Annotated in this window: 14 protein-coding genes and 2 pseudogenes; 15 read left to right on the top strand and 1 reads right to left on the bottom strand. The window is 53.1% G+C overall.

Features of this window, described 5'->3' with window-relative positions:
• The first annotated feature begins 472 nt into the window (after positions 1–472).
• From ROSEINA2194_RS20065 to ROSEINA2194_RS02890, 5 genes and pseudogenes are all read left to right on the top strand, one after another.
• Positions 473–826 (top strand): TnpV protein, encoded by a 354-nt coding sequence (locus ROSEINA2194_RS20065; RefSeq protein ID WP_081453863.1) that lies wholly within the window; start codon positions 473–475, stop codon positions 824–826.
• 2 nt (positions 827–828) lie between these two features.
• Positions 829–3,684, top strand: a complete 2,856-nt coding sequence (locus ROSEINA2194_RS22730; protein ID WP_081453862.1) for a MutS N-terminal domain-containing protein — start codon at positions 829–831, stop codon at positions 3,682–3,684.
• A 191-nt stretch (positions 3,685–3,875) separates the two neighbouring features.
• Positions 3,876–9,388, top strand: a pseudogene (locus tag ROSEINA2194_RS02900) (helicase-like domain-containing protein); the annotation flags it as partial.
• The gene (locus tag ROSEINA2194_RS02895) at positions 9,388–9,885 is read left to right on the top strand and encodes a DUF3849 domain-containing protein (protein ID WP_007883169.1); all 498 of its coding nucleotides are present in this window, start codon (positions 9,388–9,390) and stop codon (positions 9,883–9,885) included. The pseudogene ROSEINA2194_RS02900 and the gene ROSEINA2194_RS02895, both read left to right, overlap by 1 nt.
• Positions 9,886–9,888: 3 nt before the next feature.
• Entirely contained in the window at positions 9,889–10,227 is a 339-nt protein-coding gene (locus tag ROSEINA2194_RS02890) for a plasmid mobilization protein (protein WP_007883168.1), read from the top strand.
• A gap of 78 nt (positions 10,228–10,305) precedes the next feature.
• On the opposite strand, the gene ROSEINA2194_RS02885 is transcribed toward ROSEINA2194_RS02890, so the two are convergent.
• Positions 10,306–10,515: a helix-turn-helix domain-containing protein gene (locus ROSEINA2194_RS02885; protein WP_252832540.1), complete on the bottom strand. Its 210-nt coding sequence runs from the start codon at positions 10,513–10,515 to the stop codon at positions 10,306–10,308.
• Positions 10,516–10,770: 255 nt separating this feature from the next.
• Here ROSEINA2194_RS02885 and ROSEINA2194_RS02880 point away from each other — a divergent pair, with 255 nt between their 5' ends.
• From ROSEINA2194_RS02880 to ROSEINA2194_RS02830, 10 genes and pseudogenes are all read left to right on the top strand, one after another.
• Positions 10,771–11,088 (top strand): hypothetical protein, encoded by a 318-nt coding sequence (locus tag ROSEINA2194_RS02880; RefSeq protein WP_044927037.1) that lies wholly within the window; start codon positions 10,771–10,773, stop codon positions 11,086–11,088.
• Positions 11,076–11,363: a CD1845 family protein gene (locus tag ROSEINA2194_RS02875; RefSeq protein ID WP_007883164.1), complete on the top strand. Its 288-nt coding sequence runs from the start codon at positions 11,076–11,078 to the stop codon at positions 11,361–11,363. Before ROSEINA2194_RS02880 ends, ROSEINA2194_RS02875 begins: the two co-directional genes overlap by 13 nt.
• A gap of 99 nt (positions 11,364–11,462) precedes the next feature.
• The gene (locus ROSEINA2194_RS02870) at positions 11,463–12,056 is read left to right on the top strand and encodes a type IV toxin-antitoxin system AbiEi family antitoxin domain-containing protein (RefSeq protein ID WP_007883163.1); all 594 of its coding nucleotides are present in this window, start codon (positions 11,463–11,465) and stop codon (positions 12,054–12,056) included.
• Positions 12,053–12,898 (top strand): nucleotidyl transferase AbiEii/AbiGii toxin family protein, encoded by an 846-nt coding sequence (locus ROSEINA2194_RS02865; protein ID WP_007883162.1) that lies wholly within the window; start codon positions 12,053–12,055, stop codon positions 12,896–12,898. Before ROSEINA2194_RS02870 ends, ROSEINA2194_RS02865 begins: the two co-directional genes overlap by 4 nt.
• A gap of 1 nt (position 12,899) precedes the next feature.
• Positions 12,900–13,109, top strand: coding sequence for a hypothetical protein (locus ROSEINA2194_RS02860; protein WP_007883161.1), 210 nt, complete (start codon positions 12,900–12,902; stop codon positions 13,107–13,109).
• Between the two features lie 56 nt (positions 13,110–13,165).
• Positions 13,166–14,590, top strand: coding sequence for a relaxase/mobilization nuclease domain-containing protein (locus ROSEINA2194_RS02855; RefSeq protein WP_044927035.1), 1,425 nt, complete (start codon positions 13,166–13,168; stop codon positions 14,588–14,590).
• 456 nt (positions 14,591–15,046) lie between these two features.
• Entirely contained in the window at positions 15,047–16,012 is a 966-nt protein-coding gene (locus tag ROSEINA2194_RS02845) for a helix-turn-helix domain-containing protein (protein WP_007883156.1), read from the top strand.
• Between the two features lie 150 nt (positions 16,013–16,162).
• On the top strand, positions 16,163–16,759 hold the full coding sequence (locus tag ROSEINA2194_RS02840; protein ID WP_005601664.1) for an MptD family putative ECF transporter S component: 597 nt from the start codon (positions 16,163–16,165) through the stop codon (positions 16,757–16,759).
• On the top strand, positions 16,759–17,511 hold the full coding sequence (locus ROSEINA2194_RS02835; protein WP_007883153.1) for an energy-coupling factor transporter transmembrane component T: 753 nt from the start codon (positions 16,759–16,761) through the stop codon (positions 17,509–17,511). The genes ROSEINA2194_RS02840 and ROSEINA2194_RS02835 overlap by 1 nt, the downstream gene beginning before the upstream one ends.
• Positions 17,508–18,975 (top strand): annotated as a pseudogene (locus ROSEINA2194_RS02830) (ABC transporter ATP-binding protein). Before ROSEINA2194_RS02835 ends, ROSEINA2194_RS02830 begins: the two are co-directional and overlap by 4 nt.
• The last annotated feature ends 118 nt before the right edge of the window (positions 18,976–19,093 follow it).

The following is a 19,093-nucleotide window of genomic DNA, read 5'->3' as shown; positions in this document are numbered from 1 at the left end:
GGCGAGAACTCTCGCCGCCCTTATCTTTGGGAATATCGGCAAGAGCATCGTGAGGTGGTATCTGCGGCGCTGGAACAGCGCTTCGATGTTTCCGGTGAAAACGGACTTGCCGATCAGTTGGAGCGTGTGGCGGCGCAGCTTGTAGATGAATACTGGCACGACAATCGGCGCGATATTGTCGGCATCGTTGACGGTTCCTTTTTGGAAGGTTATGATGAGTTCAACATCGGAGCCGCTTTTCGGAACGCCGCCGTTGTCAGCACCACCTATACGCTGCTGTCCCGCTGCGGGATGCAGCTGGGAGATTACTTCGAGCATGAGGATTTTCTGAACGTCTTTGATTTCAACACCCCGCAGACCGTCGCCGCTCTTGGAACGGCCATCAGCCAGTCCAGCGAGCTGGTGCTGCGGCAGATCGAAGTCACCATCAAGAATTATGAGCGCGAGAAAATCGCGGAAAGGAGCGAAAGCCATGAGCGAACTGACCTACACCCGCAGCGGGGATTATCTGATTCCCGACCTGAGCCTGACAGAGCAGCCGCAAGCCCCGCTGGGCAAGTACGGCAGGATGCGGAAGGATTACCTGAAGGAGCATTGTCCGGTGCTGTGGAACAGCCTGCTGCTGTCCGAGAAGCTGTACCCCCATCTGCGGGAGATCGACGAGGCAGCGAACAACCGACTGGAACAGATGATGCCGGAGCTGATGAAGTCGGCAGGCGTGACGGAAGCGTTGAAAGCCAGCGACCCGATGAAGTGGGTAGGGCTGATGAACACGCTGAAAGCGCAGGCCGAGGAAACGATCCTCACGGAACTGGTGTTCAGCTAAATATGTTCGATGCCCCTGCTGGGGCGCAGATGTCCTTCTTCCCCCCAGAGGCAGAACAAATTCAATTCATCGCAGAAGCGGAGAGTGTAACACCCTCCGCTTTTTCTATGTTCATTTCTCAGGATGATACTGACCACATCCTGCGCGCGGGCGGTAATGCGGATGCAGCGCGGATGAAAATTGCTGCGGAATTCTCCAAGCAAAAACCTTTAGAGGATCGCGCGGCATTTCTGAAAGCTCTTTACTACGGCGGCAACGGCCTGATTACGGATAACGGCAGGCTTTCCGCATGGTACGGGGACGATGGTATCCATATTGCAACCGGAGATACCTCTCGCTATCTTCGTTCTGCCCAAGTGATAGGCTGGGCAGATGCGGCGGAGCGTATTGAGGAGCTTCTGGACGGCGGCGCATTTGCCACCAATCTTGAGGTCACGGAAGCCCCGCGCTATGAGCGGCTGGGTATTGCTGTGGATGTCTGGAACCTTTATCACGATTTCTCGGATGAAGCAAAGTCGCTGGGGTATCTGTCCTGCTTGGGTAATATCCATAGCACCAGCTTTCCAGAGGAAACGGAGCGTCTGACGGACGATCTGCTGAATCCGGCGTTCCGGGATAGGCTCCTGTCGGAATACAAGGTATTCATGGACGCCTACCGCGAAAACCGTGCGCTGCTGCGCTTCCATTACCACAAGTCGCAGGCACTTCTCACACGTTTGGAAGATCTGTCCCTTCCACGAAAGGAATTCCGTTCCGATATGGCGGTTGTTCCGAAGGTCGGCAGGTTTATCACCGAAGATGAAATTGCGGCTTCTCTTGCAAACGGAAGCAGCTTTGAGGGTGGAAAGACCCGCATTTATGCGTTTTTTCAGACTTCGCACACCCCCAAGGAGAATGCCGATTTTCTGAAAAAGGAGTACGGCATCGGCGGGCATACCCATGCCGTATCCAGAGAAAGCGGCAGCTACGAAGATCACGGCAGCAAAGGCATCACGCTGAAAAAAGCAGGCTGTGCAGATGTTCAGATGAATTGGAACAAGGTCGCTTCGCGTATCTCTGAGCTGATTCGGATGAACCGCTATTTTACACCAGACGAACAGGCGCTTTATGATAAGGCGCAGGCACAGGATGTGGTGCGAAACACCGCCTACGACAGCTATAACGCCATCAAGGAATCCCACCCGGACAACATCGTGCTGTTTCAGGTGGGGGATTTCTTTGAAATGTATGGCGAGGACGCAAAACAGGTGGCGGAGCTGCTGGATATGAACCTGACCACCCGCAATATCCCCGGCGCTGGCCGTGTGGAAATGTGTGGCCTTCCGTCGAACAATTTAGAGATGTATGTGGAGAAATTGCGCGATAAGTACGACGTGACGATTGCCGAAGCGTCAGACTTTAGGGGTGAGCGCCACATTTACACGCTGCGCTCTATTGACCATGAAGCAGAAGCCTCCATCGACGTACAGGAAACGGAGTTTGGCGCTGACGGTTCAAACGTGTTCCATGATCCTGCCGCCGATGTGACGCAGCCCACGGTACGGGAGCTGTTTGACGGGTACAAGCTGACCGTTGGCAACGCGCTTTCCAAAGATACGGCTTTTGTCAATGCCTGCCGCAATTCAGACCGCCAGAACGCTTATCTGGAGGGTGCGGACGCTATCCGTCGTATTGTCACGGCATCTGATGATCTCCAGCTTGTCCGCCTGTACTTTGATATGCCCGCGTTCCATAACCGGCTGCATCAGGAGCTTTTGGAGGAACTGTATCCCACGCTGGCAGCGACGGTCGCACCCTCTCCCTATCAGATCACACAGGAGGACATTGACAACGCGCTTCTGGATTGGCACAACAACCTAAAGGGCAAGCAGGAAGTCGCACTATATATGCAGGCGCATGGGCGAGAACGCAGCACCGCCGCATGGCTGGCTGCAAAATATGGCTGGGAAGATAGCAAAACTCCCATGTATATCCATGTAGGAAACGCCGAGCCGGTGACGCTCACATGGGCGCAGGTACAGCGGCGGTTGGCACAGCTCATCCGCGAGAATAAATTTTACGATGAGAATGAGCGACTGCGGTTATTTTCACCTGACCGATACTCCATTCGTCTGCATCCCGGCGAGGGCGGAATTACCGGCATTTGGGATGAGGTGTTGGAACGGTTCTGCGGAGATGGGGAACAAACGCTCCGCTTTGCAGAACAGAATAACGCCATTGCTTACTTGACTGGCATCAAACGGGATATGGGAATTGAGCTATCCCCTCCGGCGTTTACAACACCGCTTGGCTATACTTATCATATTGGAGATCGCATTTCATCCATAGAGTTAGACCACATAGCAGCAGTCGGCGCTATCGCGCGTGTAGATGAAGATCACGTCTGGCACACATTACCGAACGCACCCGGACAGGAACCTGTCAGCATCGACCGCAATTCCTTTGAACGCTACCTCGACACCAGATATTTCGAGGTTTCTGAACCGGAGCCGCAGCGCGTCATTGCGGCGCAGCACACAGAACAGCCAACCCCGGAGACGCCGCAAGCGGTTCAAAACCTTATGGGGCAGCGCGTGGAAATTGATGGTAAGTTCTATAACGTTGATTCCGCAGATGAAACTGTCGCGCATCTCAGCGTCGTTTCATCCTCCAGCGAGAGCAATCACGAGCCGGAACACAGAACCGAACCGGTTTCTGCTGTCCTCACACGAATTGCAGATCAGGGTCGTGAGCTTGCGCCGAATATTTCGGCATATCAGGCACTTCGTGCAGAGCATCCCGAAAAGCTCATCGGTGTCCGCGTCGGAGAACGGCTGCTTTTTATGGCGCGGATGCAGAACGAGCCGCCAGCGCTTTGAATCGCCGCCTGCTGCAACGCGATATTCCCGGTATGGGCGAAACCGCTGTGACCGGCTATGATTTTGGACAATGGGCAAGCGCCGCAAAGCGGCTGCTGGAGCATGGACACAGCTTCGTGTTTGCGCAGCCAAATGAAACCGACGGCTATGATGTTATCAACGAGGCCGATGCCAAGGAGTATATCCCCATTGGCATGGAGCTGGAGATTGACGGACGGAAGTTTGTCATTGACAGCGTAAATTTCGGCACGGATGAAGTATCTCTGCGCGATGTAACTTTTCAAAACAGGCAGGGCTTTCCCATCTTCCGCGCTGAACACATTGCGTTTATACGCTCGTTTGTTGAAGAGCAGGAACGGGAGCAGCCGCAGCCTGTCACCAAACCCGCCGCGTTCTATCCTGCCGAGAAAACGCACTTGCCCTACGACATAGAAATCCAAACGCTGCACATCCCGGAACCGGAGCATGACCCGCCCTCTGCGGAACCCGCCAAGCCTGAACCACCCGCCATGAGCGAGGAAGAAGCTCTGATTCTGGAGCAGGAAGGGCGCGCGGCACTTTCGGAAATGGGCGAGTTCGTGCCTGATTTTGATGATGCCATCTCTCAGGCCGAGATCGACGAGCCTCCCGCACACCGTCCTGCGGTATCCATCCCCGTTGACGGCGAGTGGCAGGGCTTTCCCAGCGTTGCCGCTGCGGAGCAGGCCGCTTACGCTGACTTCAAGGCGGCAAGCCACCGCGACGCGCAGAATTTCCACATCACCGATGATACCCTCGGCGTCGGCGGCGCAAAAGCAAAGTTTCGGGCAAATATGGCGGCGATCCGCCTCCTGCAAGAGCTGGAGTTTGAGGGCTTACAGGCCAGCCCGGAGCAGCAGGAAATCCTCTCCCGCTATGTGGGCTGGGGCGGTCTTGCGGATGCCTTCGACGAGAATAAGCCAAACTGGTCGGACGAGTTTGCAGAGCTGTACGCCACACTCTCCCCGGAGGAATACGCTGCGGCCAGAGCGTCCACGCTGAACGCCCACTACACCAGCCCCACCGTCATCAAGGCAATCTATGAAGCGGTCGGCAATATGGGCTTCCAGAGCGGTAACATTCTGGAGCCGTCTATGGGCGTTGGCAACTTTTTGGTCTGCTGCCGGAGCAGATGCAGGGCAGCAAGCTCTACGGCGTGGAGCTGGACAGCATCACCGGACGTATTGCTAAGCAGCTTTATCCCAAGGCGGACATTACCATCGCGGGCTTTGAAACAACGGACAGAAAAGACTTTTACGACCTCGCCGTGGGCAACGTCCCGTTCGGACAATATCAGGTAGATGACCGGGCTTATAACAAGCTCGGTTTTTCCATTCACGACTACTTTTTTGCAAAAACGCTGGATCAGGTGCGACCGGGCGGCGTGATCGCGTTTGTGACCTCCCGCTACACGATGGACAAGCAATCACCCGAAGTCCGCAGGTACATCGCGCAGCGGGCGGAGCTGCTGGGTGCCATTCGTCTGCCCAACAATGCGTTCCGCGCCAACGCCGGTACGGATGTGGTTTCGGACATTCTCTTTCTCCAAAAGCGTGACCGTCCCATTGAGATCGAACCGGATTGGGTACACCTCGGTCAGAACGAGGATGGCTTTGCCATCAACCGCTATTTTGTTGACCACCCGGAGATGATCCTCGGCAGACAGACCTCCGAAAGCACCCAATACGGCAAGCAGGATTTTACCGTTGTCCCCATTGAGGGGCTGGCACTTGCAGATCAGCTCCATGATGCCGTGAAAAACATTCGCGGCACCTATCAGGAGGCGGAACTGCCAGAGCTGGGCGAGGGCGAACAGATCGACACGTCCATCCCCGCAGACCCCAATGTGAAAAACTACTCCTACACCGTGGTGGACGGCGAGGTGTACTACCGGGAAAACAGCCGCATGGTCAAACCGGAGCTGAACGCCACCGCCGCCGAGCGTGTCAAGGGCATGGTCGCGCTGCGGGATTGCGTGAATGAGCTGATTGCCCTGCAAATGGACGAGTACAGCGCAGAAAGCCGGATTCAGGAAGCGCAGGCCGAGCTAAACCGCCTCTATGATGCGTTCTCCGCAAAACACGGCCTAATCAATGAGCGTGCGAACCGTCTTGCGTTCTCTGACGATTCCTCTTACTACCTCCTGTGTTCGCTGGAAGTGCTGGATGACGACGGAAAGCTGGAGCGCAAGGCGGATATGTTCCATAAGCGCACCATCAAGCAGCAGCGCAGCGTAGATTCTGTGGATACCGCCAGTGAAGCCCTTGCTGTCTGCATCGGAGAAAAAGCCTGCGTCGATCTCAGCTTTATGGCCACCCTCATGGGCGGCAGCGAGAAAATCCCGCAGATCGTTGAGGATTTGAAGGGCGTCATTTACAAGGAACCAAACAGTGGCCCGTTTGACTTGGAGGACGGCGGCGAGCATTGGGCGAAGGGCTGGCAGACGGCGGACGAATATCTCTCCGGCAACGTCCGGCAGAAGCTCCGTACCGCGCAGCGCGTGGCAGCGCGCGACCCATTCTTCGCTGGGAATGTGGACGCCCTGATTGCTGCCCAGCCGAAAGACCTTGAAGCCAGTGAGATTGAGGTGCGGCTGGGCGCGACGTGGCTTGACAAGAAATACATCGAGCAATTCATGTACGAAACCTTTGAAACGCCCCGCTATCTGCGTGGGCAGATCGAGATCAGCTATGTCCCGTACACCGCAGAATGGCAGGTTTCCCGCAAGAGCATGGTGCGCTACAACGACGTGGCGGCATTCACCACCTACGGCACAGACCGTGCCAGCGCCTACCGGCTGCTGGAGGATGCACTGAACCTCCGCGACATTCGCATCTACGATACCATTGAGGACGCAGACGGGCGGGAGCGCCGTGTCCTCAACGCCAAGGAAACCACCCTTGCCGCGCAGAAGCAGCAGCTTATCCGGGATGCGTTCAAGGACTGGATTTGGAAAGACCCGGAGCGGCGCGAAACGCTGGTACGGCAGTACAACGAGGAAATGAACAGCACTCGTCCCCGCGAGTATGACGGCAGCCACATCGTTTTCTCCGGTATGAACCCAGAAATCACCCTCCGAGAGCATCAGAAAAACGCCATCGCCCATGTGCTGTACGGCGGGAATACGCTGCTGGCACACGAGGTCGGCGCGGGAAAAACCTTTGAAATGGTAGCCTCTGCGATGGAATCTAAGAGATTGGGACTGTGCCAGAAGTCCATTTTTGTCGTGCCGAACCATCTGACGGAACAGTGGGCGTCCGAGTTTCTGCGGCTCTATCCTTCGGCCAACATCCTTGTCACTACCAAGAAGGACTTTGAAACCCACAACCGCAAGAAATTCTGCGCCCGTATCGCCACCGGCGACTATGACGCCGTTATCATCGGCCACAGCCAGTTTGAGCGTATCCCCATCAGTCCGGAGCGGCAGGAACGGCTCCTTCACCAGCAGATTGAGGAAATCACCGATGGTATTCAGGATACCAAGCTCGCAGGCGGCAACAGCTTCACCATCAAGAGCTTGGAGCGCACGAAAAAGGGGCTGGAGGCGCGGCTGAAAAAGCTGCAAGCCAGCGACCGCAAGGATGATGTGATTTACTTTGAACAACTTGGCGTAGACAGGATGTTTGTGGACGAGTCGGACAATTATAAAAATCTTTTCCTCTATACGAAGATGCGCAATGTGGCAGGGCTTTCCACCACCGATGCGCAGAAATCCTCGGATATGTTCTCCAAGTGCCGCTACATGGATGAGCTGACTGGCGGGCGCGGCGTGGTGTTTGCCACCGGTACCCCGGTTTCCAACTCCATGACAGAGCTTTACACCATCCAGCGCTATTTGCAGCATGACCGGCTGCAAGAGATGGGTATGGGACACTTCGATTGCTGGGCAAGCCGCTTTGGAGAAACCACCACCGCGCTGGAGCTTGCCCCGGAGGGGACAGGCTACCGGGCAAGGACGCGCTTTGCAAAGTTTTTCAACTTGCCCGAATTGATGAATCTGTTCAAAGAGGTCGCCGACATCAAAACGGCGGATCAGCTCCACTTGCCCACGCCGGAGGTTGCGTATCACACCATCGCCACCAAACCCACGCAGATCCAGCAGGACATGGTGAAAGCCCTCTCGGAACGAGCGTCCAAGGTACACAGCGGTGCGGTCAGCCCGGATGTGGACAATATGCTCAAAATCACCTCGGACGGACGCAAGCTGGGGCTTGACCAGCGTATCATCAATCCCATGCTCCCCGACGAGGAAACCACCAAGGTCAATCAGTGCGTGGCGAACATTCTCCAATACTGGCGCGACGGCGAGGAGGAAAAACTGACGCAACTTGTGTTTTGCGACATTTCTACGCCAAAGGCCACGCCCTCGCAGCGGGCGGCAAAGGCTTCCCCCGGTACGCTGGACAGCCCGGAAATTCATGCGCTGGAGAGTGCGATTTCATTGGAGGAAAGCGCGGAAACGCCGTTCACGGTCTATGAGGATGTGCGTCAAAAACTCATTGACGCCGGGATGCCCCCGGAGCAGATCGCGTTCATCCACGATGCCAATACGGAGGTCAAAAAGCGGGAACTGTTCGCAAAGGTACGCAGCGGTCAGGTGCGCGTCCTGATGGGCAGCACGGCCAAGATGGGCGCGGGCACCAACGTGCAGGATCGTTTGGTCGCACTTCACGATTTGGATTGCCCGTGGCGTCCCCGCGATCTCACGCAGAGAAAAGGCCGCATCGAGCGTCAGGGCAATCAGAACAAGCTCGTTCATGTCTGCCGCTATGTGACCGAAGGGACGTTTGACGCCTACCTCTGGCAGACCGTTGAGAACAAGCAGAAATTCATCTCTCAGATCATGACCTCAAAATCCCCGGTTCGCTCCTGTGAGGACGTGGACGCTACGGCGCTGTCTTTTGCGGAGATCAAGGCGCTGTGTGCCGGTGATCCCCGCATCAAGGAGCGTATGGATTTGGACATTGAGGTGTCCAAGCTAAAAATTATGAAGGCAGACCACAACAGCAAGCAATTCCGATTGGAGGACAGTCTGCTGAAATACTTTCCGGAAAAGATAGAAGAACACAAGGGCTTTGTTCGTGGGCTGGAGGCGGATATGCAGACCCTCGCAGCGCATCCGCTCCCGGCAGAGGGCTTTGTCGGCATGGAGATTCGCGGCGACCGGCTCACCGATAAGGAAAACGCCGGTGCCGCGCTGCTGGACACCTGCAAGGAGGTCAAGGGCAAAGACCCGGTACAGATCGGGAGCTATCGCGGCTTTACCATGTCCGTTGCTTTTGATTCCATGTGGAAAACGTACACGCTGACGCTGAAAGGCCAGATGACCCATCGTGTTGAACTCGGTTCGGATGCCAGAGGCAACCTTGTCCGCATCGAGAACGCGCTGGATAAAATGCCGGAGCGTCTGCGCAGCGTTCAGGAGCAGCTTGAAAACCTCTATAACCAGCAGGCGGCGGCAAAGGCCGAGGTCGGTAAGCCGTTCCCGCAGGAGCAGGAGCTGGCCGCAAAAACTGCGCGGCTCATTGAGTTGGATATGGAGCTGAATCTGGACGGCAAGGGACAGCCGCAGCCTGAGCAGGCGATTGCAAAATCGGCTCGGCCTTCCGTTCTGGACAGGCTGAAAGCGTCGCCTGTTCATGGCGCACCGGAAAAGCCCTACAAAAAAGAAATGGAGGCACGATAATGAAAAATCTCCCCGTTTACAAGCACCCGGCATCCTATGCCAGAGAGCATGACGAGCTTGCTGCCTACCGCGCCTCCAATCAGACGAACGCAGCCTGCAAGGAAGCTATCGAAGCCGCCATCCGCGACCACTACCGGGATAACCGGCTGGATACAGCAGCGGTCGATCAGGTAGTGCAGCAGTTTGGCTATGACCGCGCATTTCATATCCTTGCCATCACCGTCTGTCAAGCGGACTGGGACAGACGCTATTCTCCCGACAACAGGGCTTGGGCAAACGCCATGTCCATCCCCGCCAATCCCGACGCATGGGGTACTGACCGCAACTGCTATCTGGCCGTCAGCAGCCATCCCGGTTTGGTCGATCTGTTTCTCAGCCAGACCCGCAAAGCCTACGCGCAGGAGCAGCAGAAAACCTCTGTCCGGGATATGCTGAAAAAGCTGCCTGAAACAACTTCGCCGAAAATTTCGGCGAAGTCCAAATCTCCGGAGCGTTGAGCGATGGCAAAGCGCAAACGGGACATTCAGCTTAAATTCCGCGTTACACCGCAGGAGCGGGAAATGATTGAAACAAAGATGGCACAGTTCGGCACCACCAACATGGCGGCATATCTCCGCAAGATGGCGATTGACGGATATGTGGTGAAGCTCGACCTTCCGGAGCTGCGGGAGCTGGTGTCCCTGCTTCGGTATTCCAGCAACAACCTCAACCAGCTCACCCGCCGCGCCCACGAAACAGGCCGCATCTACGAAACAGATCTGGAGGACATTCAGCAAAATCAGGAACGGATATGGACGGCGGCGGAGAAAATCGTTTCCTCGCTGGCGGCGCTGAAATAAGTCGCAGGGGCGGCGGTTATTCCGCCGCCCCTGTCCGTACAAAAGCAAAAGCCCCGACGCAAAACAGCATCGGAGCTTCTACGGTTCCAGATTATTTTCATCGAATAACGGCGAGGCAAAAAAGCTGCTCAGGTCGATCTCCAATCCCTGACAAAGCTCGTGGATGATCCGCAGCTTCATGGATGGGTATGCGCAGTTCACAAGATTGCCGATGGTGGACTTCGGTACGCCGCTTTTCATATAAAGCTGATACTGCGTCATGCCGCGCTCCTGCATCAGCTCGACCAAACGCCTGCTGACGGCTTCATTCAACTGCAAGTATCACACCTCCCGTCCCTGTAACTGTACCAACATTATATTTCCCATCTGGAGCAAATTAGTTCAGGTAGCTGTACTAAAGAAGGATTATGTGATATGGTTAGATGTCGGGCAAAAGGCGAAAACTATTCGTATGACTTTGCCGCATCCTTGCAAAACACTAATGAGCAAAGTAATCTAATATCAGAAAGAGATTTGACCGCTTGGAAAGGAGCTGCGGAACGCATGCTGACAAACGAAATTGTGCTGAAGGTATTTTCTGACTACCTCGCCCGCGATGATGATTTTGAAGTTGTCCTCACCAGCAAGGGCTACACCGTTATGGGCTTTGACTGCTATCGGCAGGACTGGAACACCGTGTACTTTTGCCCTACGCCCGAAGATTTGTTGGATTCTCTGCTGGATGCCTATGAGAATTTCCGCATGATGGAGATTACGGGTGGAGATCGTGATCTGACCGAAAAGGAAGAAGCAAAGCTCGCCAAAGAGCGTGACGCGCTGACCGCACTTTGTGAAAAGGAGGCCGCAAAATGTTCATCCTGAAAATTCTCTTTGCGCCGCTGTCGCTTATCCTGTCCCTGTTCGTTTGGCTGTGCGCGGGGCTGCTGTCCTGTTCCGGCTTCGTGTTCAAGCTGGCAAGCGGACTGCTCTCCCTGCTGGCTTTCGCCGTGCTGATTACCTACTCCGTAAAGAACGGCATCATCCTCCTTGTGCTGGCGTTTCTGATCAGCCCGATGGGACTTCCAATGCTGGCTGTGCAGGGACTTGGCAAGCTGCAAGACGTGAACTCTGCCATGAAAAACTTCATTCATAGTTAAAGTGCAAGCCGGGGCGAACGCCTCGGCTTGCTTTTCTAAAATCCCTGTTTACTTTCTTGCTAATCTCGGATATAATATTAGCAAGAAGGAAGTGATAACATGACCGCCTACGACCGGCTTGACCTGCTTTTTCAGCAAAACAATGGGATCGTCAAAACCGCGCAGGTTTTGGAAAACGGTATTGCTAAGTCCACGTTTTACGCCTACGCCAAGCAGCGCGGTGTGGAGCAGGCAGCGCATGGCGTTTATGTTTCGCCCGACGCATGGACGGACGCCATGTATCTGCTGCACCTTCGCTGTGCGCAGGCCGTATTCTCCCATGAAAGTGCATTGTTTTTCCATGACCTGACGGACCGGGAGCCGAATCCCTATTCCATCACGGTCAAGACCGGCTACAATCCTGCCAGCCTGCAAGCGGACGGCATCAAGGTCTACACCATCAAGAAGGAATTGCATGACGTGGGGATCGTCACGATGAACACGCCGTTCGGGAATCCTGTTCCCGTCTATGATATGGAGCGTACCATCTGCGATCTGATCCGCAGCCGCAGTGGAATCGAGATGCAGACCTTTCAGGATGCACTCAAGCAATACGCAAAACGAAAAGGCAAGGACTTGCGGAAGCTGATGCGCTATGCGCAGATGTTCCGTGTTGAAAAACTGCTTCGGCAGTATTTGGAGGTACTCTTATGATTAAGACTGCACGGCAGCTCAAAGACCTGATACGCAATCTCTCCAAGGACAAATCCGCAGATGCGCAAATCCTAATGCGCAATTACATGATGGAGCGCTTTCTGGAGCGCATTTCTCTTTCGGAATATCGGGACAAGTTCATCCTTAAAGGCGGGATGCTGGTGGCTGCAATGGTCGGCCTTGACGCCCGCTCCACGATGGACATTGACGCGACCGTAAAGGGTGCGACGGTCGGCATCGAGGACGTGGAGAACATGATTGCCTCCATCATCTCTGTACCGGTGGACGATGGCGTGGGGTTCCGGGTGAAGCGCATTTCCGAGATCATGGACGAGGCCGAGTATCCGGGCATCCGCGTCAGTATGGAAACGGAGTTTGACGGTGTGATAACGCCGCTCAAGATCGACATTTCCACCGGCGACGCCATCACGCCCCGCGAAGTGCGGTACAGCTTCAAACTGATGCTGGAGGATCGCTCCATTGAGATTTGGGCGTACAATCTGGAAACCGTTCTGGCCGAGAAGCTGGAAACCGTTGTGTCCCGTGTTACCACCAACACCCGCATGAGAGATTTCTATGATCTGCACATTCTGAGCCAGCTCCACGGACAGAGTATCGTTCCTGCTGATCTCCGGGCGGCGCTCATTGCAACGGCCAAGAAACGCGGTACAGAGAAGTATCTTGCCGACGCGCCTGCGGCCTTTGATGAAGTCGAGGCCGACTCAAATATGGAAAAGCTGTGGCGGGCTTATCAGAAAAAGTTCTCCTATGCTGCCGACCTGTCGTGGCATACGGTCGTGGAATCCATCCGCAGTCTATATAGATTAGCGCGGGCTGAATAATATGGGAAACAGTAATAAGGTCTGCCCGAACTGCGGCAGAAAGATGAAGCAGCAGTTCATAGGCTTGCAGCATTGCAAATGCGGCATGAGCTGGAAAAAGGACGAAGGCTTTTTCGAACGCACCCCTGATATGATCTTTGCTCTGGAACGACGAACCATTGGAGGAAAGGTAAAACAGGTTCCGATTATCCGCTATCAATCCGATAAATGAAGAATAAAACGGTCTGCTTCGGCAGGCCGTTTTGCTTTTCAAGGAGGTGAACACCCATGGCAACCACGCGCCTGATGCCCCTGCACACCGGCAAAGGCCGCACGGTGGGACAGGCCATCAGCGACATCATCGACTACACCGAAAATCCGCAAAAGACGGACGGCGGCAGGCTGATTACGAGCTGGCAATGCGACAGCAGGATCGCCGACGCCGAGTTTCTTTTCACCAAGAATCAGTACATTCAAAAGACCGGCAGAGTGCGCGGCGAGGATAATGTGATTGCCTACCATCTGCGGCAATCCTTTGTCCCCGGCGAGATCACACCGGAGGACGCGAACCGTTTGGGCTGTGAGCTGGCCAAGCGCTTCACCAAAGGCAATCACGCCTACATTGTCTGCACCCATATTGACAAAGCCCATATTCACAATCATGTGATTTGGAACTCCACCGCGCTCAGCCAGACCCGAAAATTCCGAAACTTTTGGGGTAGCAGCCGCGCCGTGCGGCGGCTCAACGATACCATCTGCATCGAGAACGGCTGCTCCATCGTGGAGAATCCGAAGCGCCACGGCAAGAGCTACAACAAGTGGCTGGGCGACAAAAAGAAGCCCTCCCACCGGGAGCGAATCTGCACAGCCATTGACGATGCGCTGACACAAAAGCCCGATAGCTTTGAAGCGCTGCTGGAGCTGCTGCGGCAGGCCGGGTATGAGGTCAAGGGCAAGAAAGTCCCGTCCCTGTTAGGCGGCGAACAGAAAAAGTCCATTCGCATGGATACCCTCGGTGACGGCTATACTCCCGCAGATCTCCGCGCGGTGATTGCCGGTGAAAAGACGCACACACCGCGAAAGCGCCGAACAGAAATCACCGTTCCAGAAAAGAAAAGCGGGAATCTGCTGGTTGACATTCAGGCAAAATTACGCGCTGGCAAGGGTGCTGGATATGCGCGCTGGGCAACTCTGTTTAACCTCAAGCAGATGGCGCAGACGGTGGCGTATCTGCAAGAGAATGAGCTTCTGGATTATACCGCTCTTGCAGAGAAAGCGGCGGCAGCATCCGCCCGTTTCAACGACCTTTCCGCAAAGATCAAGTCTGCGGAAACGCGCATGGCCGAGATTGCTGTGCTGCGGAAGCATATTGTGAACTACGCCAAGAGCCGCGATACCTATGCCGCTTATCGCAAAGCCGGTTACTCTAAGAAATTCCTTGCTGAGCATGAAAGCGAGATCACGCTGCACAAGGCCGCAAAGAACTATTTTGATGGGCTTGGCCTCAAGAAGCTCCCCACCATCAAGGCGCTGAATACCGAGTACGCCGAACTGCTGGTGGAGAAGAAAGCCGCCTACGCCGACTACCGAAAAGCCCGCGAGGATATGAAAGAGCTGCTGACGGCTAAGGCCAATATCGACCGCATTCTGGAGCTGGACAAGGAGCAGGAGGAAGCGAATGAACGACGGGAACAAGAGGCGGAGCAGCGTTGAGCTGCCTGCCCATAAGCGATTTGCAGAATCGCGCAGCCGATGGATTTATCCATCGTTTCAGAACACAAACTCTGTGTTCTGCGGGGATTGGGGCAGCGCCCCAACAAGCATGAAACAGGCGGGTTCCGTGTGAACGGAATCCGTCTGTTTTCGCAAAGTGGGTACCGCTTTGCATTGCTTGCCGCTTTCTTGCCCCCGTTCGTAACCCCTCTGAAGCCGTGGTTTTCGATGCCGCATATAGCGTAACGCTTCGCCTCGCACGCGGCCGGTTGACCGTGTCTGCGTCTGCGCCTCGTCGTACCCGAACTGCGCGACATGGCACTCTGCCCCTGCGGGAACGTCCCTGATTTTTTCTGTAGCAGCTTGCATTCGTGCTGAAAATTGACTTTCAGGCGTAAATCGTGTAAACTATATTAGTGCATTAGTCACTGCTAACCGAAAAAAGGAGGGCATCCAATGACAAGCGAATACATGAACAACCTCTATCGGGATCTGCTCTCCAATTCACCGCAGACCGTAACGATCCCGATTCCTTCTGATATGGGAACCGGACAAATTGCGCAGGTGGTGACAAAACAGGGTGCCGTTGTTTCAGACTGGAAGATGAATTATTTTTCTGACATGAATGTGCGCGGGATTAACAGCGAGGACTATATTCAAATGCTGTTCTGCCTGAACGACGGCGTGTCGTGGAATATTGCAGGCAGCAGAGCGGGCGCTTGTCTTGCAAAGGGAGAATCCTGCATTTACCGTGGACACGGGAAAATGGAGTCTCTCTGTTATGCGCAAAACAGCGACTTCTATTTTAAGAACATCAAAATTCCCGTTCCATATTTCAAACGTTTATTACAGGACTACTTCGAGGATGGCGAGATTACCGTCTATGAAAAGAAACTGCTGACCGGAATTTCAAAGGTGAGCATAACGCCCTATATGGAGCATATTTTCGCAGAGTTACAAGACTTTACACATTATCGGGGTGGGCTTGGGTATCTGTTTCTGGAAAGCAAAATCCATGAATTGCTGTCAGTATATTTGAGCGAAGTGTTGGAGCTGCGAATCCTCTCGCCGGAATACTGCTGCATATCAAAAAGTGAACGTGATTGCATCATCGAGGCAAAGAGAATCATTGACAGCGAGCTTGCCTTTGCGCCAAGCTGTGAAGGACTGGCAAGGCAGGTTCAAATCAGCGTCTCTAAATTATCAAGGGGATTCTCCATGATGTACGGCATTTCGGTTCATGCGTATGTTATTGAGCAGCGGTTAGAGCGAGCCGCAGGATTGTTATTGGAGAGCAATATGAACATTGGGCAGATAGCGGTTCTTGTAGGTTATACAAAGCCCAGCAACTTTTCTGCTGCATTTAAGAAAAAGTATGGAGTTATGCCAAAAGATTATCGAGAGGCCAGCCGAATCAAATAGGTGCTTTGCATACCCAAAATAAATACCGATTTTGGGTAGAATGAAATTGTTTTTGGGTTGGATATTGGGCATGAAATTGCTAAAATGCGTTGTGTGGTTAGAACACTCTAACCACACAACATTTTCATTTTCTCAGAGGAGGATACTGGTATGAGTTCCCAGAAAAAAAGTTCCCGGCTTGAGGGAAAAGATTTAATTACTATCGGCATCTACACCGTCATCTATGTCGTGATTGTTATGCTGGTGGCGATGCTTGGCTTTATCCCCATTTTTATTCCGCTGATGGCGGTGCTGTGCCCTTTGATTGGCGGCATCCCCTATATGCTGTATGTTACAAAGGCTAAAAAATTCGGGATGACTGCAATCATGGGTTTCCTGATTGGCCTAATCATGGTGTTCTTCGGCAACGGCTATCTTACTATGGTAACTGGTCTCGTTGGCGGCCTGTTGGCCGACGTGATCCTGAAAAAGGCGGACTACAAAAGTGCAAAGAGTACAGTTCTTTCCTGCGGCGTGTTCAGCATCTGGGTGTTTGGCAACTTTGCTCCCATTTTCCTGAACCGTGAAAGCTATATGGTAATGTTGACTGAAGGATACGGCGCTGAATATGCAGCTACCCTTAATACATATATGCCTATGTGGATTGCGCCTATTCTGCTGGTTGCCTGCTTTGTGTTTGGCCTTGTCGGAGGTGTGATTGGGAAAGCTATTTGCAAAAAGCACTTCCAGCGTGCCGGTATTGCATAATGGCGCGGGAAATTCTGCTCAGCAAAAAAGCAGAACAAGGGTTACGGCTCGATCCGCGTACAAAACTGTTGCTCATCTTCATCATAAGCATTTTTGTCATGGGTGGAACAGGCGGAGAAGCTATGGGGCTGATCCGCCTTGTTCTTTGTACGGTTCCGGCTATATTGCTGCTTACCTCGAAACAATGTGCAAAAGCTGTGGGCTATATTGCTGTGTTTTCTGCTTTTTATGCTGTTCAAATTTATGTTTTGCCGCACCTTACGGGAATATTGAATTTCCTCGTTCTGTTTACAACAGGATTCTTCTGCCGAATCCTTCCCAGTGTTGCGATTGCTGCCTATGCAGTGAAAACAACAACGGTCAGTGAATTGATTTCCGGCATGGAAAGAATCCATATGCCTAAAGAAGTGACGATCCCCTTAACGGTCATGTTCCGCTTCTTTCCAACTGTCTTTCAGGAGTCAGAAGCAATCAGTGACGCTATGAAAATGCGTGGGATTAAACTTGGAGGGAAAAAATCTTCAAAAATATTGGAGTATAAGCTGATCCCGATGATTACCTGCTCCGTGAAAATCGGTGAGGAACTTTCCGCTGCGGCAATTACCCGTGGCCTCGGCGCTCCTGTCAAACGCACAAACATTTGCCAGCTTAAATTCAATTTTGCCGATGTGGTGCTGATCTTGTTTTGTTGCTTTGTAGTGTTTTGGGCGATTGCTTCCCCGATAATTTCCGCAGGAGGGATTTTGCCATGATAGATTTTCAAAATGTTTCTTTTTCTTATGGTGAAGAATCCAGCGGCGGAGGGATTAGAAATGTCAATCTCACCATAAACACAGGGGAATTTGTTTTACTCACGGGAGAATCCGGCTGTGGGAAAACAACGATTACCCGTTTGGTAAACGGGCTGGTGCCTCATTATTACGAGGGCAATTTAGAGGGCGATGTCCTTCTGGACGGAAAAAGCGTATCAGATACGCCGCTTTATGACTTGGCTGCTATGGTGGGATCTGTATTCCAGAATCCCAAAAGTCAGTTTTTCAACGTGGATACGGATAGTGAATTAGCCTTTGCCTGTGAAAATTTAGGCTATCCTCAGGAGGATATCCTGAAAAGGATTGACCGGACAGTTTCCGATTATCATATTGAAGATTTGATGGGGCGAAGCGTGTTTGCTCTGTCCGGGGGCGAAAAGCAAAAAATAGCCTGTGCTTCATCAAGTGTATTGCTGCCGGGAATTATGGTCCTGGACGAACCATCTTCTAATTTGGATATGGCTGCTATTGATGACCTGCGGCAGGTCCTGAGCCTCTGGAAAAAGCAGGGCAAAACAATTCTGATCGCAGAACACCGCCTTTACTACCTTCACGATCTTGCAGATCGTGTGCTGTATGTAAAAGATGGGGAGATTGAACGGGAATACACGCCTGCTGAATTTGACAGCTTATCGGATGGCACTCGAAAAGAAATGGGACTGCGGCCGTTTTCTCTCTCGAAGTTGAAGCCTGCGAATCAGTATCAGGCGCATACAGCTAAACAGATGGAATTTCAAAATTTCTGCTTTGCGTATAAAAAGCGGGAACCGGAAAGCCTCCATATTCCGAGTGCAGAACTGCCTGTTGGAGAAACGATTGCCATTATCGGTCTGAATGGCGCTGGAAAATCTACTCTGGCCCGTTGTATTTGCGGACTGGAAAAGAAGTGTGGCCTTTTGCAGGTTGACGGGAAAACCCTTGATTGGAAAGCCCGGCTCAAACATTGCTACATGGTAATGCAGGATACCAGCCATCAGCTATTTACCGAAAGCGTGACGGATGAAGTGCTTCTGAGCATTGACAACGAGGATGAAACTGTTGTGGATAAAAATCCTTAAACAGTTTGATCTGCTGGAATATAAAGACAGGCACCCGCTTTCTCTTTCCGGCGGGCAAAAACAGCGGGTAGCAATCGCGTCTGCCATTGTGAGTAACCGGGAGATCATTGTGTTTGACGAACCAACCAGCGGGCTTGATCTCAAACATATGCGGGAAGTTGCGCGGAGTTTGAAGTCACTCGCGGATCAGGGCAAAACGCTTCTTGTTATTACGCATGATCCGGAGTTGGTGATGGCGGGATGTTCGTATGTAGTCCATATGGAAAAAGGGCAAATAAAAGAAAGCTATCCATTGGACGAATCCGGCAGTAAAAAGGTTTTGGATTTTTTCCGAATTCGCCAGTGAATTTTAGAAATTATGAATGTCAGGGCCGCCTTGACTGGACAGAAAGATAATGATAAGAGGCCGCTTTACTTTGGCGGCCTCTTGTTTTTGAAGCACAGACAGTACGGCTCAATATAAG

Source organism: Roseburia inulinivorans DSM 16841 (assembly GCF_000174195.1).
In the GTDB taxonomy this organism is placed as follows: domain Bacteria; phylum Bacillota; class Clostridia; order Lachnospirales; family Lachnospiraceae; genus Roseburia; species Roseburia inulinivorans.
This window is presented reverse-complemented; position numbering and strand designations above follow the sequence as displayed.

What these genes read in the sequence shown, in the direction of transcription:
- ROSEINA2194_RS20065 (WP_081453863.1), top strand. Translation starts at nt 473, where the DNA reads ATGAGCGAACTGACCTACACCCGCAGCGGGGATTATCTGATTCCCGAC.
- ROSEINA2194_RS22730 (WP_081453862.1), top strand. Translation starts at nt 829, where the DNA reads ATGTTCGATGCCCCTGCTGGGGCGCAGATGTCCTTCTTCCCCCCAGAG.
- ROSEINA2194_RS02895 (WP_007883169.1), top strand. Translation starts at nt 9,388, where the DNA reads ATGAAAAATCTCCCCGTTTACAAGCACCCGGCATCCTATGCCAGAGAG.
- ROSEINA2194_RS02890 (WP_007883168.1), top strand. Translation starts at nt 9,889, where the DNA reads ATGGCAAAGCGCAAACGGGACATTCAGCTTAAATTCCGCGTTACACCG.
- ROSEINA2194_RS02880 (WP_044927037.1), top strand. Translation starts at nt 10,771, where the DNA reads ATGCTGACAAACGAAATTGTGCTGAAGGTATTTTCTGACTACCTCGCC.
- ROSEINA2194_RS02875 (WP_007883164.1), top strand. Translation starts at nt 11,076, where the DNA reads ATGTTCATCCTGAAAATTCTCTTTGCGCCGCTGTCGCTTATCCTGTCC.
- ROSEINA2194_RS02870 (WP_007883163.1), top strand. Translation starts at nt 11,463, where the DNA reads ATGACCGCCTACGACCGGCTTGACCTGCTTTTTCAGCAAAACAATGGG.
- ROSEINA2194_RS02865 (WP_007883162.1), top strand. Translation starts at nt 12,053, where the DNA reads ATGATTAAGACTGCACGGCAGCTCAAAGACCTGATACGCAATCTCTCC.
- ROSEINA2194_RS02860 (WP_007883161.1), top strand. Translation starts at nt 12,900, where the DNA reads ATGGGAAACAGTAATAAGGTCTGCCCGAACTGCGGCAGAAAGATGAAG.
- ROSEINA2194_RS02855 (WP_044927035.1), top strand. Translation starts at nt 13,166, where the DNA reads ATGGCAACCACGCGCCTGATGCCCCTGCACACCGGCAAAGGCCGCACG.
- ROSEINA2194_RS02845 (WP_007883156.1), top strand. Translation starts at nt 15,047, where the DNA reads ATGACAAGCGAATACATGAACAACCTCTATCGGGATCTGCTCTCCAAT.
- ROSEINA2194_RS02840 (WP_005601664.1), top strand. Translation starts at nt 16,163, where the DNA reads ATGAGTTCCCAGAAAAAAAGTTCCCGGCTTGAGGGAAAAGATTTAATT.
- ROSEINA2194_RS02835 (WP_007883153.1), top strand. Translation starts at nt 16,759, where the DNA reads ATGGCGCGGGAAATTCTGCTCAGCAAAAAAGCAGAACAAGGGTTACGG.